Here is a 25,717-nt window from a genome sequence, read left to right on the forward strand (position 1 = left end):
GCGCAGTCCAGTACAATGGCGGTTGCTCAATAAGGATTCGTCTCATGCTGATGGTCATCTCACCAGCCAAAACGCTGGACTTCGACACCCCCGCCGCCACCGATCAATACACCCAGCCAGACTTCCTGCACCACAGCGCCGAGCTGATCGAGGAGCTGCGCGCCAAGAGCCCGCTGGAAATCGGCAAGCTGATGAGCATCAGCGATGCGCTGGCGCAATTGAACGTGGGCCGCTACCACGACTGGCAAGCGCCGTTCAGCCCGGCCAACGCCAAACAAGCCGTGCTGGCGTTCAAGGGCGACGTCTACGAAGGCCTGAACGCCGCCAACCTGGAGCCAAGCCAGATGAGCTATCTGCAAAACCATTTGCGCATTCTGTCCGGGCTCTACGGCGCGCTGCGGCCGCTGGACCTGATGCAGCCCTACCGGCTGGAGATGGGCACCCGCCTGAGCAACCAGCGCGGCAAAAACCTGTACGAGTTCTGGGGCGACACCGTCACCCACGCCTTGAACGCGGTGCTGGAGCAAAGAAAAGACCCGGTGTTGGTGAATCTGGCCTCGGAGGAATACTTCAAGGCGGTGAAACCCGCCAAGCTCAACGGCAGCCTGATCACCCCGGTGTTCCAGGACCGCAAGAACGGCCAGTACAAAATCATCAGCTTCTACGCCAAGCGCGCCCGCGGCATGATGGTGCGCTGGGCCGCGCTGCATCAGGTCAGCCAGCCGGAACAACTCAAGCACTTTGACAGCGCCGGTTACGCCTTCGATGCGACGGCCTCCAGCGAACTCACCTGGGTATTCCGCCGAGATCTTCCCTGACTAAACGGAGATGGCGTTAACCAGCGCCTCTCCCCGCTCGAAAGCGCCGGCGTTGCCTAAGGTGGTGTCGGCGATATTCATCAGCGCCTCCCGCGTCAGAAAGCCCTGGTGGGAAGTTACCAGCACATTGGGGAAAGTCAGCAAACGCGCCAGTTGATCGTCCTGCAGTCCGCTTTCCGACAGGTTCTCGAAAAACACGCCTTCTTCCATCTCGTACACATCCAGGCCCACGCCGGACAAGCGCCCGGCCTTCAGCGCCTCCAGCAAGGCGGCGGTGTCGACCAGGCCGCCGCGACTGGTATTGATCAACACCGCGCCCGGCTTCATCCGTCCCAGCGTCTCGCGATTGATCAAGTGCCGGCTTTCCGCCGTCAACGGCAAATGCAGGCTGATCACATCCGCCTGCCGCCAGATTTCCTCCAAAGATACGAACTCGCAACCCAGACTGGCCGCCAGTTCGGCATTGGGATACAGATCATAGGCCAGCACCCGCATGCCAAAGCCGCGGGCGATGGACATCGTGGCCTGACCGATTCGGCCGGCGCCAAAGACGCCCATGGTCTTGCCGTGAAGATCGAAACCCACCAACCCATCCAGCGAAAAATCCATCTCCCGCACCCGGGTATAGGACTTGTGAATGCGACGCACCACCGCCAGCAATAAAGCGAAGGCGTGCTCGGCCACCGCGTGCGGCGAATAGGCCGGCACCCGGGTCACCGCGATGCCTTGCTGGCGGCAAGCCGCCAGATCCACGCCGTTGTAGCCGGCGCAGCGCAAAGTCACCAGCTTCACACCCGCCGCCGCCAGCTTCGCCACCACCGCAGCGTCCAGCCTGTCGTTGACGAAAGGACACACCGCATCCACCCCCTGAACCAGCCCCACGGTGCCCTGGTTCAAACGCGGCTCGAAAAAATGCAGTTGATGGCGGTGATTTTGATTGGCGGCCTCCAGCGCGTGGCGGTCGTAATTCTTAGCGTCAAATACGGCAATGCGCATGCCTGGGCTCCCGAATGCAAATAGATAAAACCACTATAAAGCAGCTCTTCTCTCAACTAAAAGCCTGGCGCGCAGCCAACTCCGGCCCTCCCGGGCGAGAATGAAAAAGCAAAAAAGCCCGAAGCTGTTTTAGCTTCAGGCTTCTTTAACTGGTTGCGGGGGCAGGATTTGAACCTACGACCTTCGGGTTATGAGCCCGACGAGCTACCAGACTGCTCCACCCCGCGTCTGATTTGTCTGCTGTGTTTCGTGCAGAGGAGTGAACTATACCCCGCCACGTTTCCTTGGTCAAGCCTTTTGACAAAAAGATTACAGACGCGCAGAAAGTTCGCCCCCAGATGATTCATACTTGTTAACAGTTGATCTTTGCTGCCACACACCTGATCAACAAAGACCGTCTAAAGTGAACTCAAGGTCAGCGCAGTCGTTCTCCCCGAGCGATTGCGGCCCGAGAAGTCAGCCGCCTGTCTGCCAACAGGCACTGCCGATGCGGGCGCGATCTTTGTGCATTTTGGAAGACATTGCCGCTGCGGTTTCGACTGCCAGCGAAGCCGCAAACCAAGCAGCCGTGTCTTTCCTCCTAAGTGTTCATCACGGAACTTCAGGGCCGCTTATGCGGCCCTTTTTTTATTCTCCCTACCCAACACGTCAGGACGCAGCCATCGCCATGGCGGCTTCGCGCCGCATCCGCCGACGATACAGCAAGGTCATCAGACACAACCCGCCCATCACGCCATAGCTGATGAACGGCGCAACCAGCAGAAAACGCTCTACCGGCCAGGTCCAGGCCAGATAAGCGCGCCCGCCGGCCTCCAGGCTCAGGCCCAAACCCCACCACAGGGTCATCCGCTGAATAGCGCGTCTAAAACCGTCAAAGCGCCACAGCTGCTCAAATCGCTCCCGTCCCTGCTCGGACTCTCGCGCCAAGGTCGCACGCGCCAGATAAAACACCAGCGGCCGACGCAGCGCCAAAGACAACAAGAAACCGCAGCCTATCAAGCCGGTGATCAAGGACTCGCGTAGCAACAGCAGCCGCGCGTCGCCGCCCAGCAGCATGGCCAGCAAGGACAGGCCTATCCCCAGCAACACCAACAGGCTCAAGGCGTCCACTCGCCGGAAGCGCAGCAGTTCGACCACGCTCCACAATACCGGCGGCAAGGCGGAGAACATTAGAGCGCCGGCCTCGCCCCAGCGTGGCTCGCCATAGCGGTAACACAACCAGGGCAGTAGGAAATTAACAATGATTTCCAATATCAGTTTTGCACGTTGCGGCACGGAACCTCCGCCATCAAATGCAAAAAGCATGAACAATTTGCATCGAAACGTCAACTGCCTGGCTTGAGTTTTTCACACGGGAAGAAACCGACCGGCCAAAAACAAAGCCCCGCGTTTCGCGGGGCTTCATCTGTAATCTGCGCAATGGAATGGACAAACGCAGGGGAGTGGCATCAGGCGGCCGCCTGAATGAAGGCATTGGCGGGATACAAGGCGCTGGCCAAGCCCAAGGCGGACTTGAAAGTCACTTCAAACATCTTGCCAACCTGTCGAATGCTGACCACTTCGTAATGCATGGTAGAGCCGCTGTCCTTGTGCTCAAGGATTTTGTAGCCGGGTTTCAGTTGAGAAATTTTCATGATGGTTCATTCCTTTTTCTTTTTTTTGGGTTGTTCAAAATTCATTTCATCTAGAGACATACCATATTTTCAAAAGTTCCGCCAGCCGGACGAGAATGTTTCGCATTTGGCTTACAGTGAATGTAACAGCCTCAGATGACAGCCTGGTGAAGATTTCAGGGCCGCGAAATGACGCGGCCCCTGCATGCCAATATGACAGCAGGGGCCGCGGGACCCAACTAGCAAAAAGAACAGTCAGGATTAGGAACTACCGGCTTAGCCGATGCGCATGCCCGGTTTGGCGCCTTGATCGGCGTCCAGCAGGAACAGGCCTTCGCTATCGTCCTGGCCGGAAGCGCAGACGATCATGCCTTGCGATACACCGAAGCGCATCTTGCGTTCAGCCAAGTTGGCCACCACCACCACATTGCGGCCCACCAGTTTCTCAGGCTCCTGATAAGCCTTGCGGATGCCGGAGAAGATATTGCGCTTCTCGAAGCCCAGATCCACGGTGAACTGCAGCAGTTTGTCCGAGCCTTCGACGAAGTTGCATTTCAGCACCTTGCCGATGCGCAGATCCAGCTTGGCGAAGTCGTCGATCTTGATGGTTTCGGCCAGCGGCTCGTATTGAGCGGCGGCCGGGGCGTCTGCGGTAGCTTGCATATTCTGTTTGTTCGCTTCTATCAGTTTGTCGATCAGTGCAGGGTCTATGCGCTGCATCAGGTGCTGGTAGGCATTGATCTTCTTGCCCAGCAGCAGGTTTGCGGCGTCGCTCCAGGCAAGCGGCGCCACGTCGAGGAAGGCTTCCACGCCTTCGGCCAGCTTGGGCAGCACCGGCTTCAGGTAAATGGTGAGCAGACGGAAGGCGTTGATCAACACGGTGCAGACTTCCTGCAAGCGCGCGTCCTGCCCTTCCTGCTTAGCCAGTTCCCACGGCTTGTTGGCGTCCACGTAGGCGTTGACCACGTCGGCCAGCGCCATCACGTCGCGCAGCGCCTTGGCGTATTCGCGCGCTTCGAAGGCGGCTGCCAGTTCGTCGGCGGCGGCCTGCAGCTTGGCGAGGATATCGCCGTCGCTAACCTGGCTGGCCAGCATGCCGTCAAAGCGTTTGGCGATGAAGCCGGCGGAGCGGCTGGCGATGTTGACGAACTTGCCCACCAGATCGGAATTCACCCGCGCGACGAAGTCGTTCAGGTTGAGGTCGATGTCTTCGATGCGGCCATTGAGCTTGGCGGCGATGTAATAGCGCATCCACTCCGGGTTCAGACCACAATCCAGGTAGCTCTTGGCCTGGATGAAGGTGCCGCGAGACTTGGACATCTTCTGCCCATCCACGGTCAGGAAGCCGTGGGCGAACACGCCGGTGGGCGCGCGCAGGCCGGAGTAGTTCAGCATCGCAGGCCAGAACAAGGCGTGGAAGTACAGGATGTCCTTACCGATGAAATGGTACATCTCGGTCCGGCTATCCTTGCCGAACCATTCGTCGAAGTTCAGGCCGCTGCGATCGCACAGGTTCTTGAAGCTGGCCATGTAACCGATAGGCGCGTCCAGCCATACATAGAAGTACTTACCCGGCGCGCCGGGGATTTCGAAGCCGAAATACGGCGCGTCGCGGCTGATGTCCCAGTCCTGCAAGCCGCCGGAAATCCACTCGTTCATCTTGTTCAACGACTCCGGCTGCAGATGCGGCTGAGTCGCGCCGTCTGCGCGCACGCTGCCGCCGCCGGTCCACTGCTTGAGGAAGTCGGCGCATTCGCCCAGGCGGAAGAAGTAGTGCTCGGAAGTTTTCAGCACCGGCTTGGCGCCGGACACGGCCGAATACGGGTTCTTCAGCTCGGTGGGGTTGTAGGTGGCGCCACAGACTTCACAGTTGTCGCCGTACTGATCCTTGGCGCTGCACTTAGGGCATTCGCCCTTGACGAAGCGGTCCGGCAGGAACATTTGCTTTTCCGGATCGAACAGTTGTTCGATGGTGCGGCAGGCAATTTTGTCGTCGGCCTTCAAAGCCAGATAAACCTGCTCCGCCAGCGCCTTGTTTTCCGGGCTGTTGGTGCTGTAGTAGTTGTCGTGGCCGATCAGGAAGCCCTGGGAATCCGCCAGGTGCAGTTCGCGCACGCTGTCCACCAGCTGCTCAGGGGTAATGCCCTGCTTTTCCGCGGCCAGCATGATGGGCGCGCCGTGGGTATCGTCGGCGCAGACGTAATAGCATTCGTGGCCGCGCATCTTCTGGAAGCGCACCCAGATGTCGGTCTGAATCTGTTCCAGCATGTGACCCAGATGCAGCCCCGCGTTGGCGTAAGGCAATGCGCTGGTCACCAGAATCTTGCGTTTGGTCATTAGGATTGTTCCAAAGGTGCGATCTCAAACGATCGATTATAGAGGCAGTCGCCCCCGGCGGTCACGATGGATATCCGGGATGCTGCCGCTGATAAAACAAAGCCCGGCCGCGCATGCGGGCCGGGCTTTAGTTTGCGGAATCAGACGCCGGCTCAAGAAACCTGGCTGGCCAGTTCCGGCTGTTTGGCTTCGGCTTGCTGCGCTCGCTCCAGCATCGCCCAGCGCACAGTACTGCGCGCTACCCGCACATAGCCCAGCGAGAAGGCCAGCGACAGGCAGGCGAAGCCCAACATGCCCGCCTGCTGATAAGCGAGGCGGAATAGCTCCACGCCCAACGCGTAGCCGGCCATGGACAGCATGCTCATGCTGGCGGACACCGTGCCCTTGCCGGCGGCGTCGCAAGACATCAAGGCGAAACGATACAGCACGCCAAAGGCCAAGCCTTCGCCGAAGGCCATCAACATCATGCCCGCCACCATGAAGTACTGCGGGTGCGCGGACCAGAGCACGCCGGACAGCATCAGGCTGAGGCCGATCACAATGGGCCACATGCCGATCAACGCGGAACGGCCCAGCGGCCAGCGGCCGGCCACCAGCACCAGCGCCAGATTGCCGGCGATCAGGCCGCCGAACACCGGCAACTGCATCAGGCCGTATTCCAGCGCGCTCATGTGCAGATCATGGATCAACAGCACCGGCGACATGGCAATCCAGCCCATCAGCGGCAGCGCCAGCAAGGGAATGCACAGCGCGGACAATACGAAACGGCCGTTGCTGAATACTTTCAGGTAATCCCGCCCCATCTGCGCCAGCGGCAGCTTTTCATGGCTGGGCTGGGTGGTTTCCGGCATTTTCCACAGCAGGCCCAACAAGGCCAGGAAAGACAGCGCGGCAATCAGCAGGAAGCTGGTGCGCCACGGCGCCAGCTCCATCAAGGCGGCGCCGGCCAGCGGGCCGGCCAAGGGAGCGATCAGCGCCACATTGGCCATCAGCGCGGTGACCTTGACCGCGGCCTTTTCTTCAAAGGCTTCCTGCACCGCGGCGTAGCCGACGGCGTTAATGAAGCACAGACCGATGCCCTGCAGCAGGCGCAGCGCGATGAAGGCTTCGATGGAACTGATCAGATAGGTGGCCAGGCAGGTCACGGTGAAGTAGGCGACGCCGAACAGCAGCACCGGCCGGCGGCCGATGCGATCGGACAAGGGGCCGGTCAGCCAGGACAGCAGCGCGCCGCCCAGCAAAAAGGCAGTCATCGACGCCGGCACCCAAGAGGCATCGACCAGGAATTCCCGGGTCACGGCCAACATCGCCGGCTGCACCATGTCGTTGCAGATGTAGACGGCGAATTCGAACAGAACCAGAGCCAGCGGGAACAATAGATTGGAACGGCTAAGCTTTGCGTGTAGAGCGGACATTACGGAGGTGCAGCCTTTCTGAGACCGGCAAGCGGCGGCGCGCTTGCCCATGCGGCCGGACGGACAAGGGCCAATAAAGCGAAAAAAGGGCGCAATTGTACCTGCAGAACTCCCTCCGCGCAAAGCAATTTTTGCCACAAACACAATAAAAACAGCTATTTGCGGTCAAGACAATCAATCTTACCCAAGCAAGAGGGGCAATACGCCGCGCCATTGCGGCCCTCCGCTTTATCGCCCCGACCCAAGATCGCCGCGCGGCTGATAGAAAAACAATCAATAAGCTTATACTTATTAATATAAGTAAAAAGAATGGAACCTCGGTAAAATACTACCTTTATCACCGTATCTACCGGCTTGGCCGCGCGTGTTCACTCGCGCATCGCCCGGCCTGGATGAAGCTTTTTATCAGGATTCCACGCTCGTCTGACCTCGCTCAACAAACCGGCGCCCTGCCGTCGCTACCCTGAGCCCAGCTCGCCGCCCCACCCCAAACCTCCTACACCCAACCGGCCCGGGCGGCCAGTGAAACCTGACGACAAAACCAATAGATTAAGGGGTTTCCCATGACCTTGACCGTCATCGCCACGCTAGCCGTCACGCTGGCCTTGCTGGCGCTGCTGTGGCAGCAGCAACGCACCCACGTTTCTTTCACCAAACGGGTCTTCACCGGCCTGGCGCTGGGCGTCGCCTTCGGCGCCGCTCTGCAATGGCTCGCCCAACCCGGCTCGCCGGCGCTAGCCGCCTGCCTGGAACTATGTGAAATCATCGGCTCCGGCTATGTGAAGCTGCTGCAGATGATCGTGATCCCGCTGATCATGGTGTCCATCATCGCCGCGCTGCTCAAGCTGGAAGGCGGCTCGTCTCTGGGCAAAATCAGCGCCGCCACCCTGGGCGTGCTCTTGTTCACCACGATGCTCGCCGCCGGCGCCGGCATTCTGATGGCCAATCTGTTCGGCCTCAGCGCCGAGGGCCTGACCGCTGGCGCCGCCGAAGTGGCGCGCGGCGAATCGCTGGTGAAGAACCTGAGTACGGTCGAAGACCTGTCCTTCAGCAAGCTGGTGCTGGACTTCCTGCCGGCCAACCCCTTCCTGGACATGACCGGCGCGCGCAAGACCTCCACCATCGCAGTGGTGATCTTCTCCGTGCTGATCGGCCTATCCGCCACCGGCATCGCCCGCAAAAAGCCCGAGCTGTTCGCCAGCTTCAGCCACTTCATCGCCGTGACCCAGGCCATCGTGATGCGCATGGTGACCCTGGTGCTGCGCTTGACGCCCTATGGCGTGTTCGCGTTGATGACCAAGGTGGTGTCCGGCTCCAGCTGGACCGACATCGTCAACCTGATCAATTTCGTGCTGGCCTCTTACGGCGCGATGCTGCTGATGTTTGCCGTGCATCTGCTTCTGGTGGGCCTGGCCGGCGTCAACCCGCTGCGCTGGACTAAAAAGGTGATTCCGGTGCTGACCTTCGCCTTCACCTCGCGCACCAGCGCCGGTTCTATTCCAATGAACGTGGCCACGCAGAACAAGCTGTTGGGCATTCCGGACGGCATCGCCAACTTCGCGGCCTCCTTTGGCGCCACTATCGGCCAGAACGGCTGCGCCGGCATCTACCCGGCCATGCTGGCGGTGATGATCGCCCCCACCGTGGGCGTCAATCCGATGGACCTACACTTCATCGTGCCGCTGATCGCCATCATCACCATCAGTTCCTTCGGCGTGGCGGGCGTTGGCGGCGGCGCCACCTTCGCCGCCCTGATCGTACTGTCCGCGCTGGACTTCCCGGTAGCGCTGGCCGGCCTGCTGATCTCGATCGAGCCGTTGATCGACATGGGCCGCACCGCGCTCAACGTCAGCGGCTCCATCACCGCCGGCACGGTAACCAGCCGCTTGCTGGGCCAGACCGATATGCAGGTGTTCAATAGCGATCGCGAAATCAATTTGGACGAAGAGATGGCTTAACGCTCTGCGCGCGAAGCAGCCTTGAAAACCGCCTGGGAATGCCGATTTACAGCCTGTAAACTAAGCATCCACGGCGGTTTTACCATTAAAGCGGGCAAGAAAACCCCGCAGGCCGCCTGAGAGCGCGGACAGAGGCCGCCGCACGGCGAAACGATACAGTGCGGCGCTGCAAAACCCGTACGGAAACACTATATGAAAATCGTCATCATCGGCGGCGAAGCCGCCGGCATGAGCGCGGCGGCCAAGGCGCGCCGCAGCGCGCCGCAAGCTGAAATCGACGTCTACGAGATGTCCGACATCATCTCTTTCGGCGCTTGCGGCCTCCCCTATTTCGTCGGCGGCGAGTTCGACGATCCCGGCTATATGGCCGAATTCAGCGTGGAAGACTTCGCCAAGCGCAATATCCGCGTGCACACCGGCCACCAGGCGCTGAGCATAGACCCCGCCGCCAAGCGGGTGCGCGTGCGCAGGCTGGCGGACGGAGAAGCCTTCGACGTCGCTTACGACAAACTGATGATCGCCACCGGCGCCAGCGAGATCCGGCCGCCGCTGCCGGGCCTGGACTTGCACGGCGTACACACGCTGCGGGTAATGGAGGACGGCCTGGCGCTGCGCGCCGCCGCGGCCCGCGACGAGGTGCGCGAGGTTGTCATCATCGGCGCCGGCTTCATCGGCCTGGAGCTGGCAGAAGCCATGGTTCGCCTGGGCAAGCGAGTGCGGCTGATCCAACTGGCCGAGCGGGTAATGCCGGACGCCTTCGACGCCGAAATCACCAGCCTGATGGAGCAGGAATTGCGCGAACACGGCGTGGCGCTGCACCTGTCCGAGGCCGTCACCGCGCTGAGCGGCGACGGCGCGGTGCAAAGCGTGGTCACCGAACGGGGCGAATACCCGGCCGATCTGGTGGTGCTGAGCATAGGCATCCGCCCCAATACCGCCTTCGCCGCCGACGCCGGCCTCACGCGACTGGGCAACGGCGCCATCGTGGTCAACGCCTACGGCGAAACCAGCCTGCCGGACATCTACTCCGCCGGAGACTGCGCGGCCGCTCCGCATCAGTTGACCGGCCAACCGGTCTACGTGGCGCTGGCCACCGGGGCCAACAAGCTGGGCCGCCTGGTGGGCGAGAACCTGGCCGGCGGCCACCAGGCCTATCCCGGCACCCTGGGTTCCGCCGCGGTGCGCGTCCTATCCCTGGACGCCGCGCGCACCGGCCTGTCCGAAACACAGGCGCGCGCCGCCGGCTTTGATTGCCAAAGCGTGCTGGTCAAAGACAAAAACCACACCAACTACGTGCCCGGCCAGGCGGAAGTCCACGTCAAACTCTGCTATGAAACCGGCAGCCAGCGGCTGCTGGGCGCGCAGATGATAGGCCACAACGGCGATGTGGTGCACCGGCTGGACGCGCTGGCCGTAGCCATCGCCAAAGGCGTCAGCGCGCGCGAACTGGGCATGATGGACTTCTGCTACGCGCCGCCGTTCGCCCGCACCTGGGACGTGCTCAACGTCGCCGGCAACGTGGTCAAATAAACCAGGCTGGCAGCAAGCCCAACTTGCCCGCGCCGATGCCAGCGCGGGCAAGTTGGGGTACACTGCCGGACAGCCACAGATTCAACGGATGTCCTCCCCATGCTTTCCAAGCTCACCCGCCTTTTCCAGTCCTCACCGGGAACCGAAAACAGCATGTCACTCAGCGATGCTCAAGTGCTGGAAGCCGTGTCCAGCCTGATCGACGACAATACCGGCAAACCCTTCGTCGCCGCCAAGGCGGTGAAAAACATCAAGATCAGCGACGCCGAGCTGTCGCTGGACGTGGTGCTGGCCTACCCGGCCAACAGCCAGCACGAATCCGTGCGCCAGCGCTTTGAAGCCGCGCTGGCGCCGCTGGCCGAGCAACGCAAACTAAGCGTGCGCGTGGGCAGCCAGATCACCAGCCACTCCGCCCAGCGCGGCGTGCCGCTGCTCTCCGGCGTCAAGAACGTGATCGCCGTCGCCTCCGGCAAGGGCGGCGTGGGCAAATCCACCACCGCGGCCAACCTGGCGCTGGCGCTGTCCGCGGAAGGCGCGCGCGTCGGCATCCTGGACGCCGACATCTACGGCCCGTCCCAGCCGCTGATGATGGGCTTGCAGGGCCAGCGTCCGGAAACCCCGGACGGCAAGAGCCTGAAGCCGCTGGAAAACCATGGCGTGCAAACCATGTCCATCGGCTACTTGGTGGACGCGGATCAGGCCATGGTCTGGCGCGGCCCCATGGTCAGCCAGGCACTGCAACAGTTGCTCAACGACACCCGCTGGGACAATCTGGACTATCTGGTCATCGACATGCCGCCGGGCACCGGCGACATCCAGCTGACGCTGTCGCAAAAAGTGCCTGTCACCGGCGCCGTCATCGTCACCACCCCGCAGGACATCGCGCTGCTGGACGCGCGCAAGGGCGTCACCATGTTCCAGAAAGTGGGCATTCCCATCCTGGGCATGGTGGAGAACATGGCCATCCACGTCTGCTCCAACTGCGGTCACGCCGAACACATCTTCGGCGAAGGCGGCGCGGCGCGGATGGCGGCGGACTTCGGCGTGGACGTGCTGGGCTCCTTGCCGCTGGACATGGGCATCCGCCTGGCGGCGGACGGCGGCACCCCCACGGTGGCGGCCGATCCGGACGGCAAAGTGGCGGAACTGTACAAGGCCATCGCCCGCAAAGTAGCGGTGAAGGTGGGCGAGAAAGCTCAGGACTTCTCCGGCAAATTCCCCAAGATCGTCATCCAAAACAACTGACACACGCATCATGATCGCGATGTTCGACTCCGGCCTCGGCGGCCTTTCGGTATGGAAGGCCGTGCGCGCTGCGCTGCCCGGCTGGGGCATCACCTATCTGGCCGACCAGGCCTACTGCCCCTACGGCCAACGCAGCCACAGCGACATCGCCGAGCGCAGTGTCAGGATGGGCCGCTACCTGCAAGAACAAGGCGCCACCCTGCTGGTGGTGGCCTGCAACACCGCCACCACCGCCGGCATCACCGCCATGCGCCGCGAACTCTCCATCCCGCTGGTGGGCATAGAACCGGCGATCAAGCCGGCGGCGGCCATGAGCCGCACCGGCCGCATCGCAGTGCTGGCCACTCAGGCCACGCTGCAAAGCGAGCGGGTGCGCAAACTGCTGGACACCCACGCAGGCCACGTTGAAGTGCTGCGCCGCGTGGGCGCGGGCTGGGTGGAACAGGTGGAGGCCGGCGAACTGGACAGCCCGCGCACGCGCGAACTGGTGGCGGACGTAGTGCGGCCGCTACTTGGCGAAAACATCGACCACATCGCGCTGGGCTGCACCCATTACCCGTTTTTGGAGCCGCTGATCCGCGAACTCACCGGCGACGGCATCGCTTTGTACGATCCGGCCGAAGCCATTGCCCGGCGCGTGGCCTCGCTGCTGCCGGACACCGCGCCCGCCGCCGCTCCGGCCTACCGCTTCATCACCACCGACGCCGACAACGCCGGCATGCGTCGCATCCTACCGCTGCTGATCGGCGCCGACTATCCGGTTGAATCCCTGCCCCTGGAGCAAGCTCAATGATTCCACGTCTATCGCGCCTGCTGGCGCTGGCCTGTCTGATAGCCACCCCCGCTGCCTGGGCCTTGCCCCAATGCTCGCTAGTAGCGGCCCAAGTCAATCAGCAAGCCGGCAACCGGCTGAACCAGAACGAACTGAGCGCGGTGCTAAGTCAACTGGGCAAGAACGGCCAGCTGCCTCCGCAATTCATCAATAAACGCCAAGCGAAAAACGCCGGCTGGCAACCCGGCCGCAGCCTGTGGAGCGTGCCCGGCCTCAATGGCAAATCGATAGGCGGCGACCGCTTCGGCAATTACGAAAAACGCCTGCCCAAAGGGCAATGGCAGGAAGCCGACTTGAACTATAAAGGGGGCAAGCGCGGTGCTTACCGCATCGTGTTCTCCGGTTCCGGCCAGCGTTTCGTCACCGTGGACCACTACAACCGCTTCATCGAGGTGCCACCATGCCAGTAAAAGTTTGCGAACTGCACCACATCAAAAGTCTGGACCAGTTGTTTGACGAACTAAGCCGGCAACTGCTTTTGCCGGCGCATTTCGGCCGTAATCTGGACGCGCTGTACGACAGCCTGGCCAAAGACGTGGCGGGTCCGTTCGAGATCGTATGGCGCGAAACGGAGGAGGCGCGCAAGGCGCTGGGCGTAGACCTTTACACCACCATTCTGGAAATTCTGGAAACCGTGGCCGAAGAGCGCGGCGATGTCACGCTGGACATCCACCACTGACGCATCAGGCCGCCGCCGCAAGGCGCCGGGGGCGGCCCCATCCCGATGGCAAGCTCATTATCATTCGTTTCCGCAACACATACTCAGCCACGAAATTCAAGACTCGAAATACAACAAAGACAAGCGTTCGCTAATTCACTATAATCCCACCCCTAAATAGGTCAACAACTGTCCTACAACTGGCAGCAACGCCAATAAAATCAAACAACAATAACGTAGGCAGGCCACTACATCGGCAACCTTGACACACACGAAGCGGCTGCTCCCTCCACCGGACCGGCGCCGGCATTGTTTCATTGCGAACTTGCCGTGTTGTTATCAAAACGCTCTCAAATACAGGTAGGAACTTCTCAATGCAGTCGAAAAAACTCACAGGGCTGATCCTGATCGGCCTAGTGCTGGGCATCATTACCGGCTATCTCTATCGCGAGAATGCCGCTAGCGAAGCCGACATCAAAGCCTTCGCAAGCAATATCTCCATCCTGACCGACATCTTCCTGCGCCTGATCAAGATGATCATCGCGCCCTTGGTGGTGTCCACCCTGATCGTGGGCATCGCCAAAATGGGCGACGCCAAGACCGTGGGCCGCATCGGCGGCAAGACCATGCTCTGGTTCATCAGCGCGTCTTTGATGTCCCTGACACTGGGCCTGATCATGGTCAACCTGCTCAAGCCGGGCGTGGCGCTCAACCTGCCTCTGCCGGATACCCACGCCACCAGCGGCATCCAGGCCGGCGCGCTGTCGGTGAAGGACTTCGTCACCCACGCCATCCCCAAGAGCGTGTTTGAAGCGATGGCCACCAACGAGATTCTGCAGATCGTGGTGTTCTCGGTGTTCTTCGGCTGCGCGATGGCGGCTTTGGGCGACCGCGCCAAGCTGCTGATCGACACCATTGACGTGGTGGCTCACGTGATGCTGAAAGTGACCAGCTACGTGATGCTGTTCGCGCCGTTGGCCGTGTTCGGCGCCATCGCCGCCACCGTGGCCAAGGAAGGCCTGAGCATCCTCGCCACCTACGGCAAGTTCATGGCGGAGTTCTACCTGTCCATCGGCATCCTGTGGGGCCTGCTGATCCTGGCCGGCGCGATGTTCATCGGCCCGCGCGTGCTGAAGCTGATGGGCATGATGCGCGAGCCGCTGCTGCTCTCCTTCACCACCGCCAGTTCCGAAGCCGCCTACCCCAAGACCCTGGAACAGCTGGAGCGCTTCGGCTGCTCCAACAAGATCGCCAGCTTCGTGCTGCCGATGGGCTACTCCTTCAACCTGGACGGCTCGATGATGTACTGCACCTTCGCCGTCATCTTCATTGCCCAGGCTTACGGCATCGATCTGACGCTGGCGCAGGAAATCTCCATGCTGCTGATTCTGATGCTCACCTCCAAGGGCATGGCCGGCGTGCCGCGCGCCTCGCTGGTGGTGATCGCCGCCACCCTGGCTCAATTCAACATTCCGGAAGCCGGCCTGCTGCTGTTGCTGGGCATCGACCACTTCCTGGACATGGGCCGCTCCGCCACCAATGTGGTGGGCAATTCCATCGCCACCGCGGTGGTGGCCAAGTGGGAAGGCGAGCTGAAAAAGCACTAAGCAAAACCAGCTCCACGCCATGCGCCGCCCTCTGGGCGGCGTTTTTTATGGCTAGCCGCGACAAGGCTATTGACAGGCAATCCCTTGCCCAATAGAATGCCCCACTCTGAGTCGGAGAGGTGGCAGAGTGGTCGAATGTACCTGACTCGAAATCAGGCGTACGTGCGAGCGTACCGAGGGTTCGAATCCCTCCCTCTCCGCCAGAACCAGACATTGAAGCCCTGAGCAATCAGGGCTTTTTTGTTTTGTCCTTCCGCTTCACCCCCGCCCCGTTTGCGCCTACCATTACAGCCTTCCGCCCCTATCCAAGCAGTGCGCGCATGAATCATCTGGTCAACTACGTCAACGCCATCCTGGACGCCCCTTCCCCGCGCCGCGCGCGCCTGGACGGCTCAAGCCGGGACAGCTGGACGGATCAGGGCTATACCGTCGTTGCGGAGCAGTCCACCTATGTTTTCGACGACGGCGCGGTAATCCAGCGGACGACGGAACAGGACGACTATCCGGCCGAGGCCGCCTGCGCCGAATGCTGGATTCGCTATGAAGTGATCCATCAGCCGTCCGGCGACGCCATCCAGCCCGGCCACATCAGCTTCAACAACGCCTGCCGCGAGGCTTTCTGGCGGCGCTACTTCTCTCCGGAAGCGCCGGCCGCGCCCGGCTGCGGCCCTTCCGCCTCGCCAAAGCAACCGGCTTGACCCCCTACCCCCAATCAGTAACAATCGCCGCGTGCCGCCTCATTCCGCGGCATTTGGGTGTAGCAGCTCATAACGCCATAGCCTCGCCATAGTCCCCGCCTTATCAAAGGCAGGCGCTGGCGGGGAGGCGCATTCGTGCGCCTGCCGGAGCTATGGCCGGTCTGCTACCCTCGTCATCCGCCTGCCAAATCCGCGTAGCAGCGAAGGCAGGCCCAGCCATAGGAGCCTTCCGATGACGCACCAAACCCGGCGCTATCGCGCCCTGCTGTCTCCCTCTCTTCCGCTGAATACCTTGCTCTCCGAATTGCGCCCGTTCAACAGCGTGGCGCCGGCCACCTTGAAACGGCTGGAAGGCCAGCTCTACGCCCGCGAGCAAGGCTTGCGCAGCGCCCTGCTGGATCTGCGCAAGGGCCACGACAGCCTGCGCGCGGTGCTGGCGCTGTTGGCGCAGGCCAAGGAACAGCCCTGCCCCTGCAATGTGCTGCATCTGACGCTGGAGCCGGCACAGCAATGGCTGCAACAGGGCCTGGACGCGCTGCAGGCGCGGCGTTGAAAGCGTCCGCGCGCTGGACGGCCTTTCCGGCGAAGGTCAACCGGAGGCGCGGCGCGCGGCGCCGTTTCAATGTTAATAATGTCTTTGGAATGGGTTGCGCGCACGGGTAAACTCCTGCTCCTCGATTCGACGCGGCGGCGCGGCTTCCGCGCGGCCGGCGTCATCCATCAGCCTCTTAACAGCCGAATCGCCAAACCCATGACTCTGCACAAACTGTTCGCTCCCCTGCTGCTGGCCAGCGCGCTGGCGCTGCCCGCCGCCGCTCACGCCGCGGATGAAAAACTGATGCTGTCCATCGAAGACGCCTTGAACACCGATCTGGCCAAGGAGAAGCTGGACCCAAGCATCACCTTCCGCTTTGCCCGCGGCGGCAAAGGCAAGGTGCTGGGCGAATGGGTAAGCAATAAGAAAACCAATAGCTTCGGCAAGGACAACGCCGCCGCCTGCCAGCGCGCCTTCATTTCCGCGCTGCAGGAGTTCCAGGAGCGCGCGCGCAAGGAAGGCGGCTCCGCCGTGGTCAATATCCGCAGTTATTACAAGTCTGAAGAGGTCAGCAACGCCAAGGAATATATGTGCGGCAGCGGCTTCTTGATGGCGGGCGTGGCGCTGAAGGCGCAGGTGCTCAAGTAAGCCAGAAGCGGCGGCGTCAAAGCGCCGCGCGGGAGAACACCAGACAGGCGTTGGCGCCGCCAAAGCCGAAGCTGTTGCACAGCACGCTGTCCAGCCGGGCCGGCCGGACGCGCCGCACCAGCGGCAGGCCGGCCAGGCAATCGTCCAGCGCGCCGTACTGCGGCGAGCCGGCGACGAAGCCGTGGCTCATCATCTGCAGGCTGAAGATGGCTTCCATCGCGCCGGCCGCCGCGATCGCGTGGCCGGTCAAACCCTTGGTGGAGGAGAAGGCGGGCACGGCGTCGGCGCCGAACACGGCCTGCACGGCCTCGACTTCGACGCGGTCCCCTTGCTGAGTGCCGGTGGCGTGGGTGTTGATGTAATCCACCCGCTCCAGGCCGGCGTCCGCCAAGGCCAGCCGCATGCAGCGCTCGGCCCCCGCGCCGCTGGGCGCCACCATGCTGTGTCCGTCGCTGCCGGCGGCGTAGCCGGCCAGCTCGGCGATGATGGGGGCTTTGCGCGTCAGCGCGTGCTCCAGCGCCTCCAACACCAGCACGCCCGCGCCGCCGGCGATGACGAAGCCGTCGCGGTCCGCGTGATAAGGACGGGAGGAGGCTTCCGGCGCCGCCGCGTCGCCGGCGGCCAGCACGCCCATCACGTCAAACAGCACCGCGGATTGCCAGCTGACTTCTTCCGCGCCGCCGGCCAGCATCACGTCCTGTTTGCCGAACTGAATCTGTTCGAAAGCGTAGCCGATGGCGTGCGCGGAGGTGGCGCAGGCGGAGGTCACGCCCAGGCTGAGCCCCTGGATGCCCAGGTGGGTGGCCAGATTGGCCGACACGGTGTTGCCCATGATCTGCGGCACGTAGTAAGGCGTCAGCCGCTGGATGCCGCGGCTGGCCAGGATGGCCATCGCCTCGCTCAGCCTGGCCGCCGAGCCCACCCCGGAACCGACGACCAGGCCGGTGCGCGGATGCCGCAGGACGGAGGCCGGCAGCCGCGCCTGCGCAATCGCCTGCTGGGCCGCGTGCCAGCCGTACAGGGCGGCGTCCGCCATGAAGCGTTGCAGCTTGCGCGGCGGCAAGGCGATGTCGTCGCGGCGCGGCGCGCCGGCCACGCGGCTGCTCATGCCTTGCTCGGCGAAATCCGGTCGCGCGGCAATGCCGCTGCGCCCGTCGCGCAAGGCCACCAGCGCCGTCGCCTCATCGTTGCCGATGGGGCTGGCCAGGCCATAGCCGCTGACGACGACGCGACGCTTCATGCTCAAGGCGCGATCTGGTTGGCCGAAGACTGGATCTCTTGCACCATGATGGCGACCCAGCGGTTGTAGTTGGGATGGATCAGTGTGGTGCCCACCGGCGCTTTTTCGGCGGCGCCGCTGTAGTTTTTGTTCTCGCTCTTGGTTTCCACGTTCAGGTTGTTGGCGGACAGGTATTTGACGCTGTAGCGGTCCGCGCCGTAGCTGATGGCCACCTTGGCCTGATGCTTGCCGCGCACGTCCAGGCTGGCCAGCAGCTTGCCTTCGCCGTCGTCCACCACCACCCAGCCTTTGCTGCCGGCGCCGGCGATGATGGCGCGACGCAGCATGTCCGCGCTCATCGGCTTGCCGTCCATGCGCGCCACCAGTTGGTCGGTCACGTCGCGCACCGGCACGCTGGCCGGCGCGGCCTGCGCGGAAACGGCGATCATCGCCAAAAACAAGGCTGCAATATAAGCGCGTAATTGACGCATGTTTTCTCTCCTGGCCGCTTTAGCCGGCCTGTTTCAAAATCAGGGATGTGTTGATGCCGCCGAAGGCGAAGTTGTTGCTCATCGCGTATTCGACATCGGCCCGGCGGATCTCGCCGGTCAGGTAATCCAGTTCGCCGCAGGCGGGATCCACCTGGTCCAGGTTCAGCGTGGGCGCCAGCCAGCCTGCGCGCAGCATTTCCACCATCAGCCACACTTCCAGCGCGCCGCAGGCGCCCAGGGTGTGGCCGAAATAGCTTTTCAGCGAGCTGATCGGCGCCCGTCCCAGCACGGCGGCGGTGGCCTGGGTTTCCGCGATGTCGCCGCGATCGGTGGCGGTGCCGTGGGCGTTGACGTAGCCTATCGCGCCGGCGGACAGGCCGGCGTCGTCCAGCGCCAGCTGCATCGCGCGCGCCATGGTCGGCGCTTCCGGCTGGGTGATGTGGCTGCCGTCTGAATTGGTGCCGAAACCGCAGATTTCGGCATAGATGACGGCGCCGCGCGCCAGCGCGTGCTCGCGCTCTTCCAGCACCAGGGTGCAGGCGCCCTCGCCCACCACCAGGCCGTCGCGGTCGCGGTCGAAGGGCCGCGGCGTATGCGCCGGCTCGTCGTTGCGCTGGCTGGTGGCGTACAAGGTGTCGAACACCGCCGCGCCGCCGGCCGACATTTCCTCCGCGCCGCCGGCTATCATCAGATCGCAGCGGCCGAAGCGTATGGTTTCGTAGGCGTAGCCCAGGGCCTGGCTGCCGGAGGTGCAGGCGCTGGCGGTGGGAATCACTCGTCCGGTCAGGCCGAAATACAAGCCGATATTGACCGCGGCGGTGTGGCTCATCATCTGGATGTAGCTGGTGGAGGTGACGCCGGCCATGGAGCCGGTGGCCAGCATCTGGCCGAAGGCCTGTATCGGCGCCACGCTGCCGGACGAGGAGCCGTAGGCCACCCCCATGCGGCCGTCCTTGATGCAGGGGTCTTGCAACAGGCCGGCGTCCAGCAAGGCGCGTTCGGTGGCGCACACCGCCATTTGCGCCACCCGCCCCATCGCGCGCGACATCTTGCGCGGGTAATGTGCCGGCAACCCGAAGTCGTCCACCGGCGCGCCCAGGCGGGTGTTCAGGTCCGGGAAGTTCTCCCACTCCGGCATCGCGCGCACGCCGTTGCGCCCGGCCTGGATCTTGGCCGCGATGGCGGGCCAGTCATGGCCCAGGCTGGTGATGCCCGCCATGCCGGTGATCACGACGCGGCGCATCAGACGATGCCCCCGTTCACGCCTATCACCTGACGGGTGATGTAGGCGGCGCCTTCGGACATCAGGAAGGCCACCAGGGCCGCCACTTCCTCCGGCCGCCCCACTCGGTTCATCGGCACCATTTTCAAGGCCTCCTCCACCGGAACGCCTTCCAGAATGTCGGTGTCGATCAGGCCCGGCGCCACGCAGTTCACCGTGATCTTGCGGCTGGCCAACTCCACCGCCAGCGCCTTGGTGGCGCCGATCAGGCCCGCCTTGGCCGCGCTGTAATTCACTTGCCCGCGGTTGCCCATCACGCCGGAGACGGAGGACAGGGTGACGACGCGGCCGCCGTTGCGGGCGCGGACCATGGGCATGATCAAGGGATGGGTCACATTGTAGAAACCGGCCAGCGAGGTGTTGACCACCAGGTCCCAGTCTTCGCCCTCCAGCGCCGGGAAGGCGTTGTCGCGGGTCACGCCGGCGTTCAGCACCACGCCCCAGAACGCGCCGTTGGCGGCGATGTCCGCCTCGATGGCCGCGCGCGCGGCCTCGCGGTCGTTGACGTCGAACTGCATCAGCGTGGCCGCCGCGCCCTCCGCGCGGGCGGCCGCTGCCACGGCCTCCGCTTCTTCGAGACGGCTGCGACAGTGGATGGCCACGTCGAAGCCGTCTCTCGCCAGTTGCAAGGCCACTGCCCGGCCTATGCCCCGACTGGATCCGGTGATCAGGATTCTTTTTTTCATTGTGCGCTGCTTTCCTGCAGAAATAAGGCGAAATCTTCCGGTTCGAACACATTGACGGTGGCCTCGGCCAGCCGGTCTTCGCCGCAATCGATCCGGCACAGGAAGGACCCCATGCCGGACTCGTCGCGGTAGACCGGACTGGCGCTGACCCGCAGCGGCCGCCCGGCGGCGAACGCCGCGCAGGCCGGCTGGTAGCGGCGTGTGCCCAGCAGCACGCCCTGCTTGACCGGCAGCCCCGCCTGGCGCGCGGTCAGGCCCACCCAGGCGGCCACCGCCTGCGCCATCAGTTCGATGCCGATGTAGGCCGGCATATTGCCGTCGGCGTCGGCGTACCATGCCGCCGCGTCCGGCGTGGCGCTGGCCGTCAGGCCTTCGCTGTCGTAACGCAGCAGCGCCTCCAGCAGCAACATGCCGCCGCGGTGCGGCAAAACTTCGGTGATAGCCGGTAACATCATGCGTGTTCGTTCTCGTCCGCCGCTGTTGCCGCCAGCAACAGCGACACATTATTGCCGCCAAAGGCGTAAGAGTTGCTCATCACCAGCGGCCGCCCCGCGGGCAGCGTCGCGCCGGCGGGCGTCAGATTCAGCGCCGGCAAGGCCGGGTCCGCCGCGCCGTCCCAGACATGCGGTGGCAGGCGACGCCGACGGTCGCTCAGCACCAGCCAGCAGAAGCCCAGCTCGGTGGCGCCGGCGGCCCCCAGCAGATGGCCGACCAAGGGCTTGGTGGAGCTGGCCGGCACGCCGTCGGGAAACACCCTCGTCATCGCCAGACTCTCCATTTCATCATTCTTGACGGTGGCCGTGCCGTGCAAATTCACATAGCCCACCTGGGCCGCCTCGGCGCCGGCCATGCTCAAGGCCTGCCGCATCGCCGCTTCCGCGCCGCGGCCTTCCGGATGCGGCGACGACATATGCCAGGCGTCGCTGCTTTCGCCGTAGCCCAGCAAGGCCACCGGGCCCGGCTCGCGGCTGGCGATGAACAAGGCGGCGCCCTCGCCGATATTGATGCCGCGGCGCCGAACGCTCATAGGCTGGCACAAGTCCGGGCTGACGGACTCCAGGGCGGCGAAGCCTCGCTGGGTCAGCTGGCACAGGCTGTCCGCCCCGCCGCAAATCACCGCGTCGCACAGCCCCTGCGACAGCAGCCGGGCGGCGGCGGCCACCGCCTTGGCGCTGGAGGAGCAGGCGGTGGAGACGACGTAGGCGACGCCGTCCAACCCCAGCAGCTCGGCCAGGAACAAGGCCGGGCTGCCCATTTCCTGCTGCACGTAGTCGTAACCCTCCGGCAACGCCTGCCCGGCCGTCGCGGCGGCGACCGCCAGCTCCGTCTCCAGAATGCCGGAGGTGCTGGTGCCCAGCACGACGCCAATCCGATGACGCCCGTAACGCGCGGCCAGCGCCTCCACGCGGACGCGCAAGGGTTCCAGCGCGGCCAGCAGCAGCCTGTTGTTGCGGCTGTCGTAGCGGGCCAGCTCCGCCGGGATCTCCGGCAGCGCGCCCGCCACCCGGCCCACCATCGCGCCGGCCTCCTCGCACATGCCGCCGCAGTCGCCGGCCAGCAAGCGCCGGTGAATCTCCGGCAGCTCGCGGCCCAGCGCGTTGATCATCGCCAATTCGTTCAGATAAACCGTCATTGAGCCTCCGCCTCCGGCGCCATCGCCGCCAAGGATTCGATCTCCAGCGTCATGCCCAGCTGCGGCAGCCGGACGCGCCGTCCCTTGGGCGTCGGCGCGTCGATCAGCAAGGTTTGGTCGCCGTTCATCAGCCGACGCTGGCCGTCCGCCGCGTGCAGCCACCAGGCGGGCGCGCGGCCGAAGCCGTCCAGCACGGCGGCCTCAGGCAGATGCAGCCATTGCGCCAGGGCCAGCATCGCCGGCCCCTGCTCGCTGACCCGGCGGCCGAACGGCGAGCTCACGCTCCAGCGGCGGCCGTCCCAGCCGGCGCTCAGCAAGGGCTGGCCCAGCGGCGACAAGGCCGCCAGCGACAGCCGCTGCCCATCGGCCTCCAGCTGCAGCAAGGACAGTTCGCGAAAACCGCGGCCGCTCGCCGTCACCAGTTGGCTGGCGCCATAGGTCTCGGCCGGTGGCCGCAGGCAATAGGCCGGGGTTTGCGGCAGGCGGACGCAATGGCCGCCGCCGGCGCAGGCGGAGAGCAAGAGCAGCAGGGGCAGCAGTTTCAACATGGCTCGGCCCGTCCCGCGTCCCCGGTCTTGAACAAGGTCACCATGGGCGCCAGCAGCACCGCCAGGCCCACGCCTATCAATTGGGTCAAACCGAAGCTGCTGACCGCGGGCGTGGCGCTGGCGGCCAGCAAGCCGAAGGACAACAGCGTGGTCAGGGCCGACAGCCCCACCGCCAGCAAGGCAGCCTGCTGGTGGTGGCGGCGGCCTTCCTCCACGAAGATCGCGTAGTCCACGCCCACGCCCAGCACCATCAGGAAGCCGAGCACGACGAAAAGATTGGCGCTCACGCCCAGCCAGCCCAGCGCGCCCAGGGTGAACAGCACCGCCAGGCTGACCGGCGCGGCCAGCAACAGCGCGCGCCGCCAGCCGTAGCGGCGTTGCATCAGCGCCACGATGGCCAACAGCGACAGCGCGAACATCAGCGTGGAGGCTTCGCGGAACTGGCGGAACAGATCGGACACGCTGGCGGCCTTGTCCACCAGGGTCACGCCGCTCAGCCCTTGCGCCGCCTGCCGCAAGGCGTCCAGTTTCTGGAAATCGCCCGGCATCACCGCCATGCGCCAGACGCCGTCGCGCGGCCCCAGCCACAGATGGCGCAGCGGCGCGGCCAGCGGCTGGGCCAGCAGCGTTTCCGTCGTCAACGGCGGCGCCGGTCGCGCCAGGCCGGCCAGATAGCCGTCGGCGATCTCGTCGCGCACGCCGGCGTCCAGCAGCACTTGCCGACCCGCGCGCCGCATCGCGTCCCGCAGCAGCGCGTGGTCGGCCTGTTGCCGCTCCGGCGGCGGCAGCAGGCTGGACAAGGATTGGTAGCCTTGCAGCTGACCGGCGCTCACCAGTTGGTCGAGGCGGCCGTCCAGCTGCCGCCCCAGACGCAGCAAAGCGGCTTCGCTGGGCGCTTCCAGCAGGAAGAACTGGCGGCTGTTGCCCTGCCCCGCCAGCTCTCGAATCAAGTGCTCTTGCGCCAACAGGTCCGCCGACGGCCGAATCAGCTGATGCACGTCGTCGTCCGCCTGCAAGCGGGCCAGCCCCGGCAAGGACAAAGCGCTCAGCGCCAGCAGCAGCGCGGCCAGGCGGCGGCCGCGCATGAATTGGCAGTAGCGGTCGAAGACGCGGCCTATCGGCGGCAGAATGCCCCGCGCCGACGCCGGCGCGGCCTGGCGCACAAAGCAGGGCACGCACCACAACACGGTCAGGTAGGCGCCGACCAGGCCGGCAGTGGAGAAGAAGGCGATCTGGCGCAGCCCCGGGAAGGGCAGCAAGGCCAGCGCGCCGTAACCCAGCAGCGTGGTCAGCAGCCCCATGCGGATGGCCGGATGAATGGCGGCCAGCGCCCGCTCCACGTCCCAATCCGGCCCGTCCTGCAACTGGCTGGCGAACAGATGGGTCGAGTAGTCTATCGCCACGCCTATCAGGCTGGCGCCCATCACCAGGGTCAGCAGGTGCAGTTGGCCGTACACCGCCAGGGTGGCGGCCACCGCCGTCAGCGTGCCGGCGGCGATCACCGCGCCGGACAGGGCCAGGTGTCGCAGCCGGCGGAACACCAGCAGCATCAGGCCGATGACGGCCGCCATCGACACGCTGCCTATCATATTCATTTCCGCTTCGGCGCCGCCGCGCGCCTCGCTGGCGAACAGCACCGCGCCGGTGGCGGCCAGCTTGCCGCCGTCGGCCTCCGCCAGCGCGCGCAGCTCGGCCACTTCGCGGCTCAGGGCTTGCTGCAGCGCCGGATCGTAGGCGTCGCCGTTCAAGGGCGCGGTCAACAGCCGCCAGGACACGCCGTCGCGCTCCGCCGCCAGCCAGCCGTCCTTGATCTGCAGCGGCGATTTGGCCATGGGCAGCGCGGCCAGCACATTGCCGAACAGGCCGAAGGGGTCTTCCGCCAGCGGCAGGCCGAAAGAGCCCTGGCCCGGCAGGCTCAAGCGACGCAGCAGCAGGGTTTCCAGATAAGCTTGCGGGTTTTGCCGCAGCCCTGCGCTGTCGGCCTCGGTCAGCAGGCCGTGCCGGTAAGGGGCGTAAGGCCGCAGCAGACGCGCCGGGTCCACCTCGCCGATTCTCCCTTGCACCGAGCGCAAGGCAGGCTGGACGCGCAGCCGGGCGGCCATCCGCTCCGCCAGCAGGCTGGCCTGGGCCGGATCGCTATGGCCCACCATCAGCACCAGGCGTTCGCCCGCCTTGGCCGCCAGCTGCGCCAGCGCGCGCTCCACCTCGGGCTGGCGCGCGTCGTCCGGCAGCATCGCCAGCATATTGGTCTGCACCGGCAGCGGCCGCCCCAGATAGGGCAGCAGCGAGGCCAGGCACAGCAGCATCAGCGCCAGCCAGCCGTAGAAACGCTTGCGCATCAACGCCCTCCCAGCAAGCGGCTTTCCTCGGCGCTCAACGGGCTTTGCGCGTCGATGCGGCTGAAGCGGATCTGCGTGCTGTCGCCGCCGGGTTCGGTCAGCAATACGCGCTCCAGTTGCGCGGAGCCGGAGAGCTCGACCGCGCCCAGGCCTTTTTGCAAGGGCCCCGGCTTGGGCGTCAGCGACAAGGTCCAGGCGGCGGCGCTGCCCTTGGCCTCCACCGCGAAGTGCTGCTGCAGCAAGTTCCTGTCCCCGGCCAGCAAGCCGCGGAACAAGCCTTCCACCGAGCCGATGCCGGGTATGTCGCGGCGGGCCCGCTCGCGGCGGCTGCCGTCGGGCAGGAGTTCGCTAACGCCCTTGGGCGTCATCACATAGCCCAACTGATATGGTTTGACGATGGACCAGATCACGCCGCTGTCACGCGACAACACCATGCGCCCGGACAGCTGCAACGGTTTTTTCAAGGCGGCCATGCGCCGGCTCTGCGCGAAATCCGCGTGCAAGATCGAGTTCGCCGCCAGCTTTCTGGAAATCTGGCTCAGCAAATCCTCGGCCTGCGCCAACGGCGCGGCCCCGGCCAGGCATAGCAGCAACAAGCCGCATGCGCGGCGCGTCCACGGTTTCAACAT

General features: G+C 64.3%; 25 protein-coding genes and 2 tRNA genes. 12 read left to right on the forward strand and 15 right to left on the reverse strand.

What is annotated here, in order from left to right; genetic code table 11:
* Positions 1-44: 44 nt before the first annotated feature.
* Positions 45-818 carry a peroxide stress protein YaaA gene (yaaA, locus tag GYH29_RS17780; protein ID WP_161524204.1) on the forward strand — a complete coding sequence of 258 codons (774 nt, stop codon included), beginning with the start codon at positions 45-47 and terminating at the stop codon, positions 816-818.
* On the opposite strand, the gene GYH29_RS17785 is transcribed toward yaaA, so the two are convergent.
* The 6 genes from GYH29_RS17785 to GYH29_RS17810 all read right to left on the reverse strand — a co-directional run bounded on the left by GYH29_RS17785 (position 819) and on the right by GYH29_RS17810 (position 7,179).
* Positions 819-1,814 (reverse strand): 2-hydroxyacid dehydrogenase, encoded by a 996-nt coding sequence (locus GYH29_RS17785; RefSeq protein ID WP_161524205.1) that lies wholly within the window; start codon positions 1,812-1,814, stop codon positions 819-821.
* Positions 1,815-1,964: 150 nt separating this feature from the next.
* Positions 1,965-2,041: transfer RNA gene (locus tag GYH29_RS17790), tRNA-Met, on the reverse strand.
* Positions 2,042-2,462: 421 nt separating this feature from the next.
* A complete protein-coding gene (locus GYH29_RS17795; RefSeq protein WP_043591039.1) occupies positions 2,463-3,089 on the reverse strand; it encodes a VC0807 family protein in 627 nt (208 codons plus the stop codon).
* A gap of 173 nt (positions 3,090-3,262) precedes the next feature.
* The gene (locus GYH29_RS17800; protein WP_019103612.1) at positions 3,263-3,448 is read right to left on the reverse strand and encodes a hypothetical protein; all 186 of its coding nucleotides are present in this window, start codon (positions 3,446-3,448) and stop codon (positions 3,263-3,265) included.
* 255 nt (positions 3,449-3,703) lie between these two features.
* Positions 3,704-5,764, reverse strand: coding sequence for a methionine--tRNA ligase (metG, locus tag GYH29_RS17805; RefSeq protein ID WP_043590898.1), 2,061 nt, complete (start codon positions 5,762-5,764; stop codon positions 3,704-3,706).
* Between the two features lie 152 nt (positions 5,765-5,916).
* Positions 5,917-7,179 (reverse strand): MFS transporter, encoded by a 1,263-nt coding sequence (locus tag GYH29_RS17810; protein WP_161524206.1) that lies wholly within the window; start codon positions 7,177-7,179, stop codon positions 5,917-5,919.
* Positions 7,180-7,742: 563 nt separating this feature from the next.
* Between GYH29_RS17810 and GYH29_RS17815 the strand changes: the two genes are divergently transcribed.
* The 11 genes from GYH29_RS17815 to GYH29_RS17865 all read left to right on the forward strand — a co-directional run bounded on the left by GYH29_RS17815 (position 7,743) and on the right by GYH29_RS17865 (position 16,890).
* On the forward strand, positions 7,743-9,137 hold the full coding sequence (locus tag GYH29_RS17815) for an L-cystine transporter (protein ID WP_161524207.1): 1,395 nt from the start codon (positions 7,743-7,745) through the stop codon (positions 9,135-9,137).
* A 192-nt stretch (positions 9,138-9,329) separates the two neighbouring features.
* Positions 9,330-10,667: a CoA-disulfide reductase gene (locus tag GYH29_RS17820; RefSeq protein ID WP_043590893.1), complete on the forward strand. Its 1,338-nt coding sequence runs from the start codon at positions 9,330-9,332 to the stop codon at positions 10,665-10,667.
* A 153-nt stretch (positions 10,668-10,820) separates the two neighbouring features.
* Complete coding sequence (apbC, locus tag GYH29_RS17825) at positions 10,821-11,912, forward strand: iron-sulfur cluster carrier protein ApbC (protein ID WP_043590891.1); 1,092 nt, start codon at positions 10,821-10,823, stop codon at positions 11,910-11,912.
* Between the two features lie 10 nt (positions 11,913-11,922).
* Positions 11,923-12,705, forward strand: a complete 783-nt coding sequence (gene murI, locus GYH29_RS17830) for a glutamate racemase (RefSeq protein WP_043590890.1) — start codon at positions 11,923-11,925, stop codon at positions 12,703-12,705.
* Entirely contained in the window at positions 12,702-13,154 is a 453-nt protein-coding gene (locus tag GYH29_RS17835; RefSeq protein ID WP_019103579.1) for a ribonuclease domain-containing protein, read from the forward strand. The genes murI and GYH29_RS17835 overlap by 4 nt, the downstream gene beginning before the upstream one ends.
* Positions 13,145-13,423, forward strand: a complete 279-nt coding sequence (locus GYH29_RS17840) for a barstar family protein (protein ID WP_019103578.1) — start codon at positions 13,145-13,147, stop codon at positions 13,421-13,423. The genes GYH29_RS17835 and GYH29_RS17840 overlap by 10 nt, the downstream gene beginning before the upstream one ends.
* A 353-nt stretch (positions 13,424-13,776) precedes the next feature.
* Positions 13,777-15,009: a dicarboxylate/amino acid:cation symporter gene (locus GYH29_RS17845; RefSeq protein ID WP_019103577.1), complete on the forward strand. Its 1,233-nt coding sequence runs from the start codon at positions 13,777-13,779 to the stop codon at positions 15,007-15,009.
* 113 nt (positions 15,010-15,122) lie between these two features.
* Positions 15,123-15,212: transfer RNA gene (locus tag GYH29_RS17850), tRNA-Ser, on the forward strand.
* A 117-nt stretch (positions 15,213-15,329) separates the two neighbouring features.
* Complete coding sequence (locus tag GYH29_RS17855) at positions 15,330-15,707, forward strand: hypothetical protein (protein WP_048412465.1); 378 nt, start codon at positions 15,330-15,332, stop codon at positions 15,705-15,707.
* Between the two features lie 232 nt (positions 15,708-15,939).
* A complete protein-coding gene (locus tag GYH29_RS17860; RefSeq protein ID WP_043590888.1) occupies positions 15,940-16,260 on the forward strand; it encodes a hypothetical protein in 321 nt (106 codons plus the stop codon).
* Between the two features lie 198 nt (positions 16,261-16,458).
* Entirely contained in the window at positions 16,459-16,890 is a 432-nt protein-coding gene (locus GYH29_RS17865) for a hypothetical protein (RefSeq protein WP_081950307.1), read from the forward strand.
* Between the two features lie 16 nt (positions 16,891-16,906).
* Here the strand turns inward: GYH29_RS17865 and GYH29_RS17870 are convergent, their stop codons facing one another.
* From GYH29_RS17870 to GYH29_RS17910, 9 genes are read right to left on the reverse strand one after another with little or no spacing between them, the layout of a single operon-like run.
* The gene (locus tag GYH29_RS17870) at positions 16,907-18,130 is read right to left on the reverse strand and encodes a beta-ketoacyl synthase N-terminal-like domain-containing protein (protein ID WP_161524208.1); all 1,224 of its coding nucleotides are present in this window, start codon (positions 18,128-18,130) and stop codon (positions 16,907-16,909) included.
* A 2-nt stretch (positions 18,131-18,132) separates the two neighbouring features.
* Complete coding sequence (locus GYH29_RS17875; RefSeq protein WP_043590885.1) at positions 18,133-18,600, reverse strand: hypothetical protein; 468 nt, start codon at positions 18,598-18,600, stop codon at positions 18,133-18,135.
* Between the two features lie 19 nt (positions 18,601-18,619).
* Positions 18,620-19,843: a beta-ketoacyl-ACP synthase gene (locus GYH29_RS17880; RefSeq protein WP_161524209.1), complete on the reverse strand. Its 1,224-nt coding sequence runs from the start codon at positions 19,841-19,843 to the stop codon at positions 18,620-18,622.
* On the reverse strand, positions 19,843-20,568 hold the full coding sequence (locus GYH29_RS17885; protein WP_043590881.1) for a 3-ketoacyl-ACP reductase FabG2: 726 nt from the start codon (positions 20,566-20,568) through the stop codon (positions 19,843-19,845). Before GYH29_RS17885 ends, GYH29_RS17880 begins: the two co-directional genes overlap by 1 nt.
* Positions 20,565-21,023 (reverse strand): ApeP family dehydratase, encoded by a 459-nt coding sequence (locus GYH29_RS17890; protein ID WP_043590879.1) that lies wholly within the window; start codon positions 21,021-21,023, stop codon positions 20,565-20,567. Before GYH29_RS17890 ends, GYH29_RS17885 begins: the two co-directional genes overlap by 4 nt.
* Positions 21,020-22,201, reverse strand: coding sequence for a beta-ketoacyl-[acyl-carrier-protein] synthase family protein (locus GYH29_RS17895; RefSeq protein WP_161524210.1), 1,182 nt, complete (start codon positions 22,199-22,201; stop codon positions 21,020-21,022). The genes GYH29_RS17890 and GYH29_RS17895 overlap by 4 nt, the downstream gene beginning before the upstream one ends.
* On the reverse strand, positions 22,198-22,749 hold the full coding sequence (locus GYH29_RS17900) for a DUF3261 domain-containing protein (protein ID WP_043590877.1): 552 nt from the start codon (positions 22,747-22,749) through the stop codon (positions 22,198-22,200). The genes GYH29_RS17895 and GYH29_RS17900 overlap by 4 nt, the downstream gene beginning before the upstream one ends.
* Entirely contained in the window at positions 22,743-25,088 is a 2,346-nt protein-coding gene (locus GYH29_RS17905) for an MMPL family transporter (RefSeq protein WP_161524211.1), read from the reverse strand. The genes GYH29_RS17900 and GYH29_RS17905 overlap by 7 nt, the downstream gene beginning before the upstream one ends.
* Positions 25,088-25,717 carry an outer membrane lipoprotein carrier protein LolA gene (locus tag GYH29_RS17910; protein WP_161524212.1) on the reverse strand — a complete coding sequence of 210 codons (630 nt, stop codon included), beginning with the start codon at positions 25,715-25,717 and terminating at the stop codon, positions 25,088-25,090. Before GYH29_RS17910 ends, GYH29_RS17905 begins: the two co-directional genes overlap by 1 nt.

This window comes from Chromobacterium haemolyticum (assembly GCF_009936155.1).
In the GTDB taxonomy this organism is placed as follows: Bacteria; Pseudomonadota; Gammaproteobacteria; order Burkholderiales; family Chromobacteriaceae; genus Chromobacterium; species Chromobacterium haemolyticum.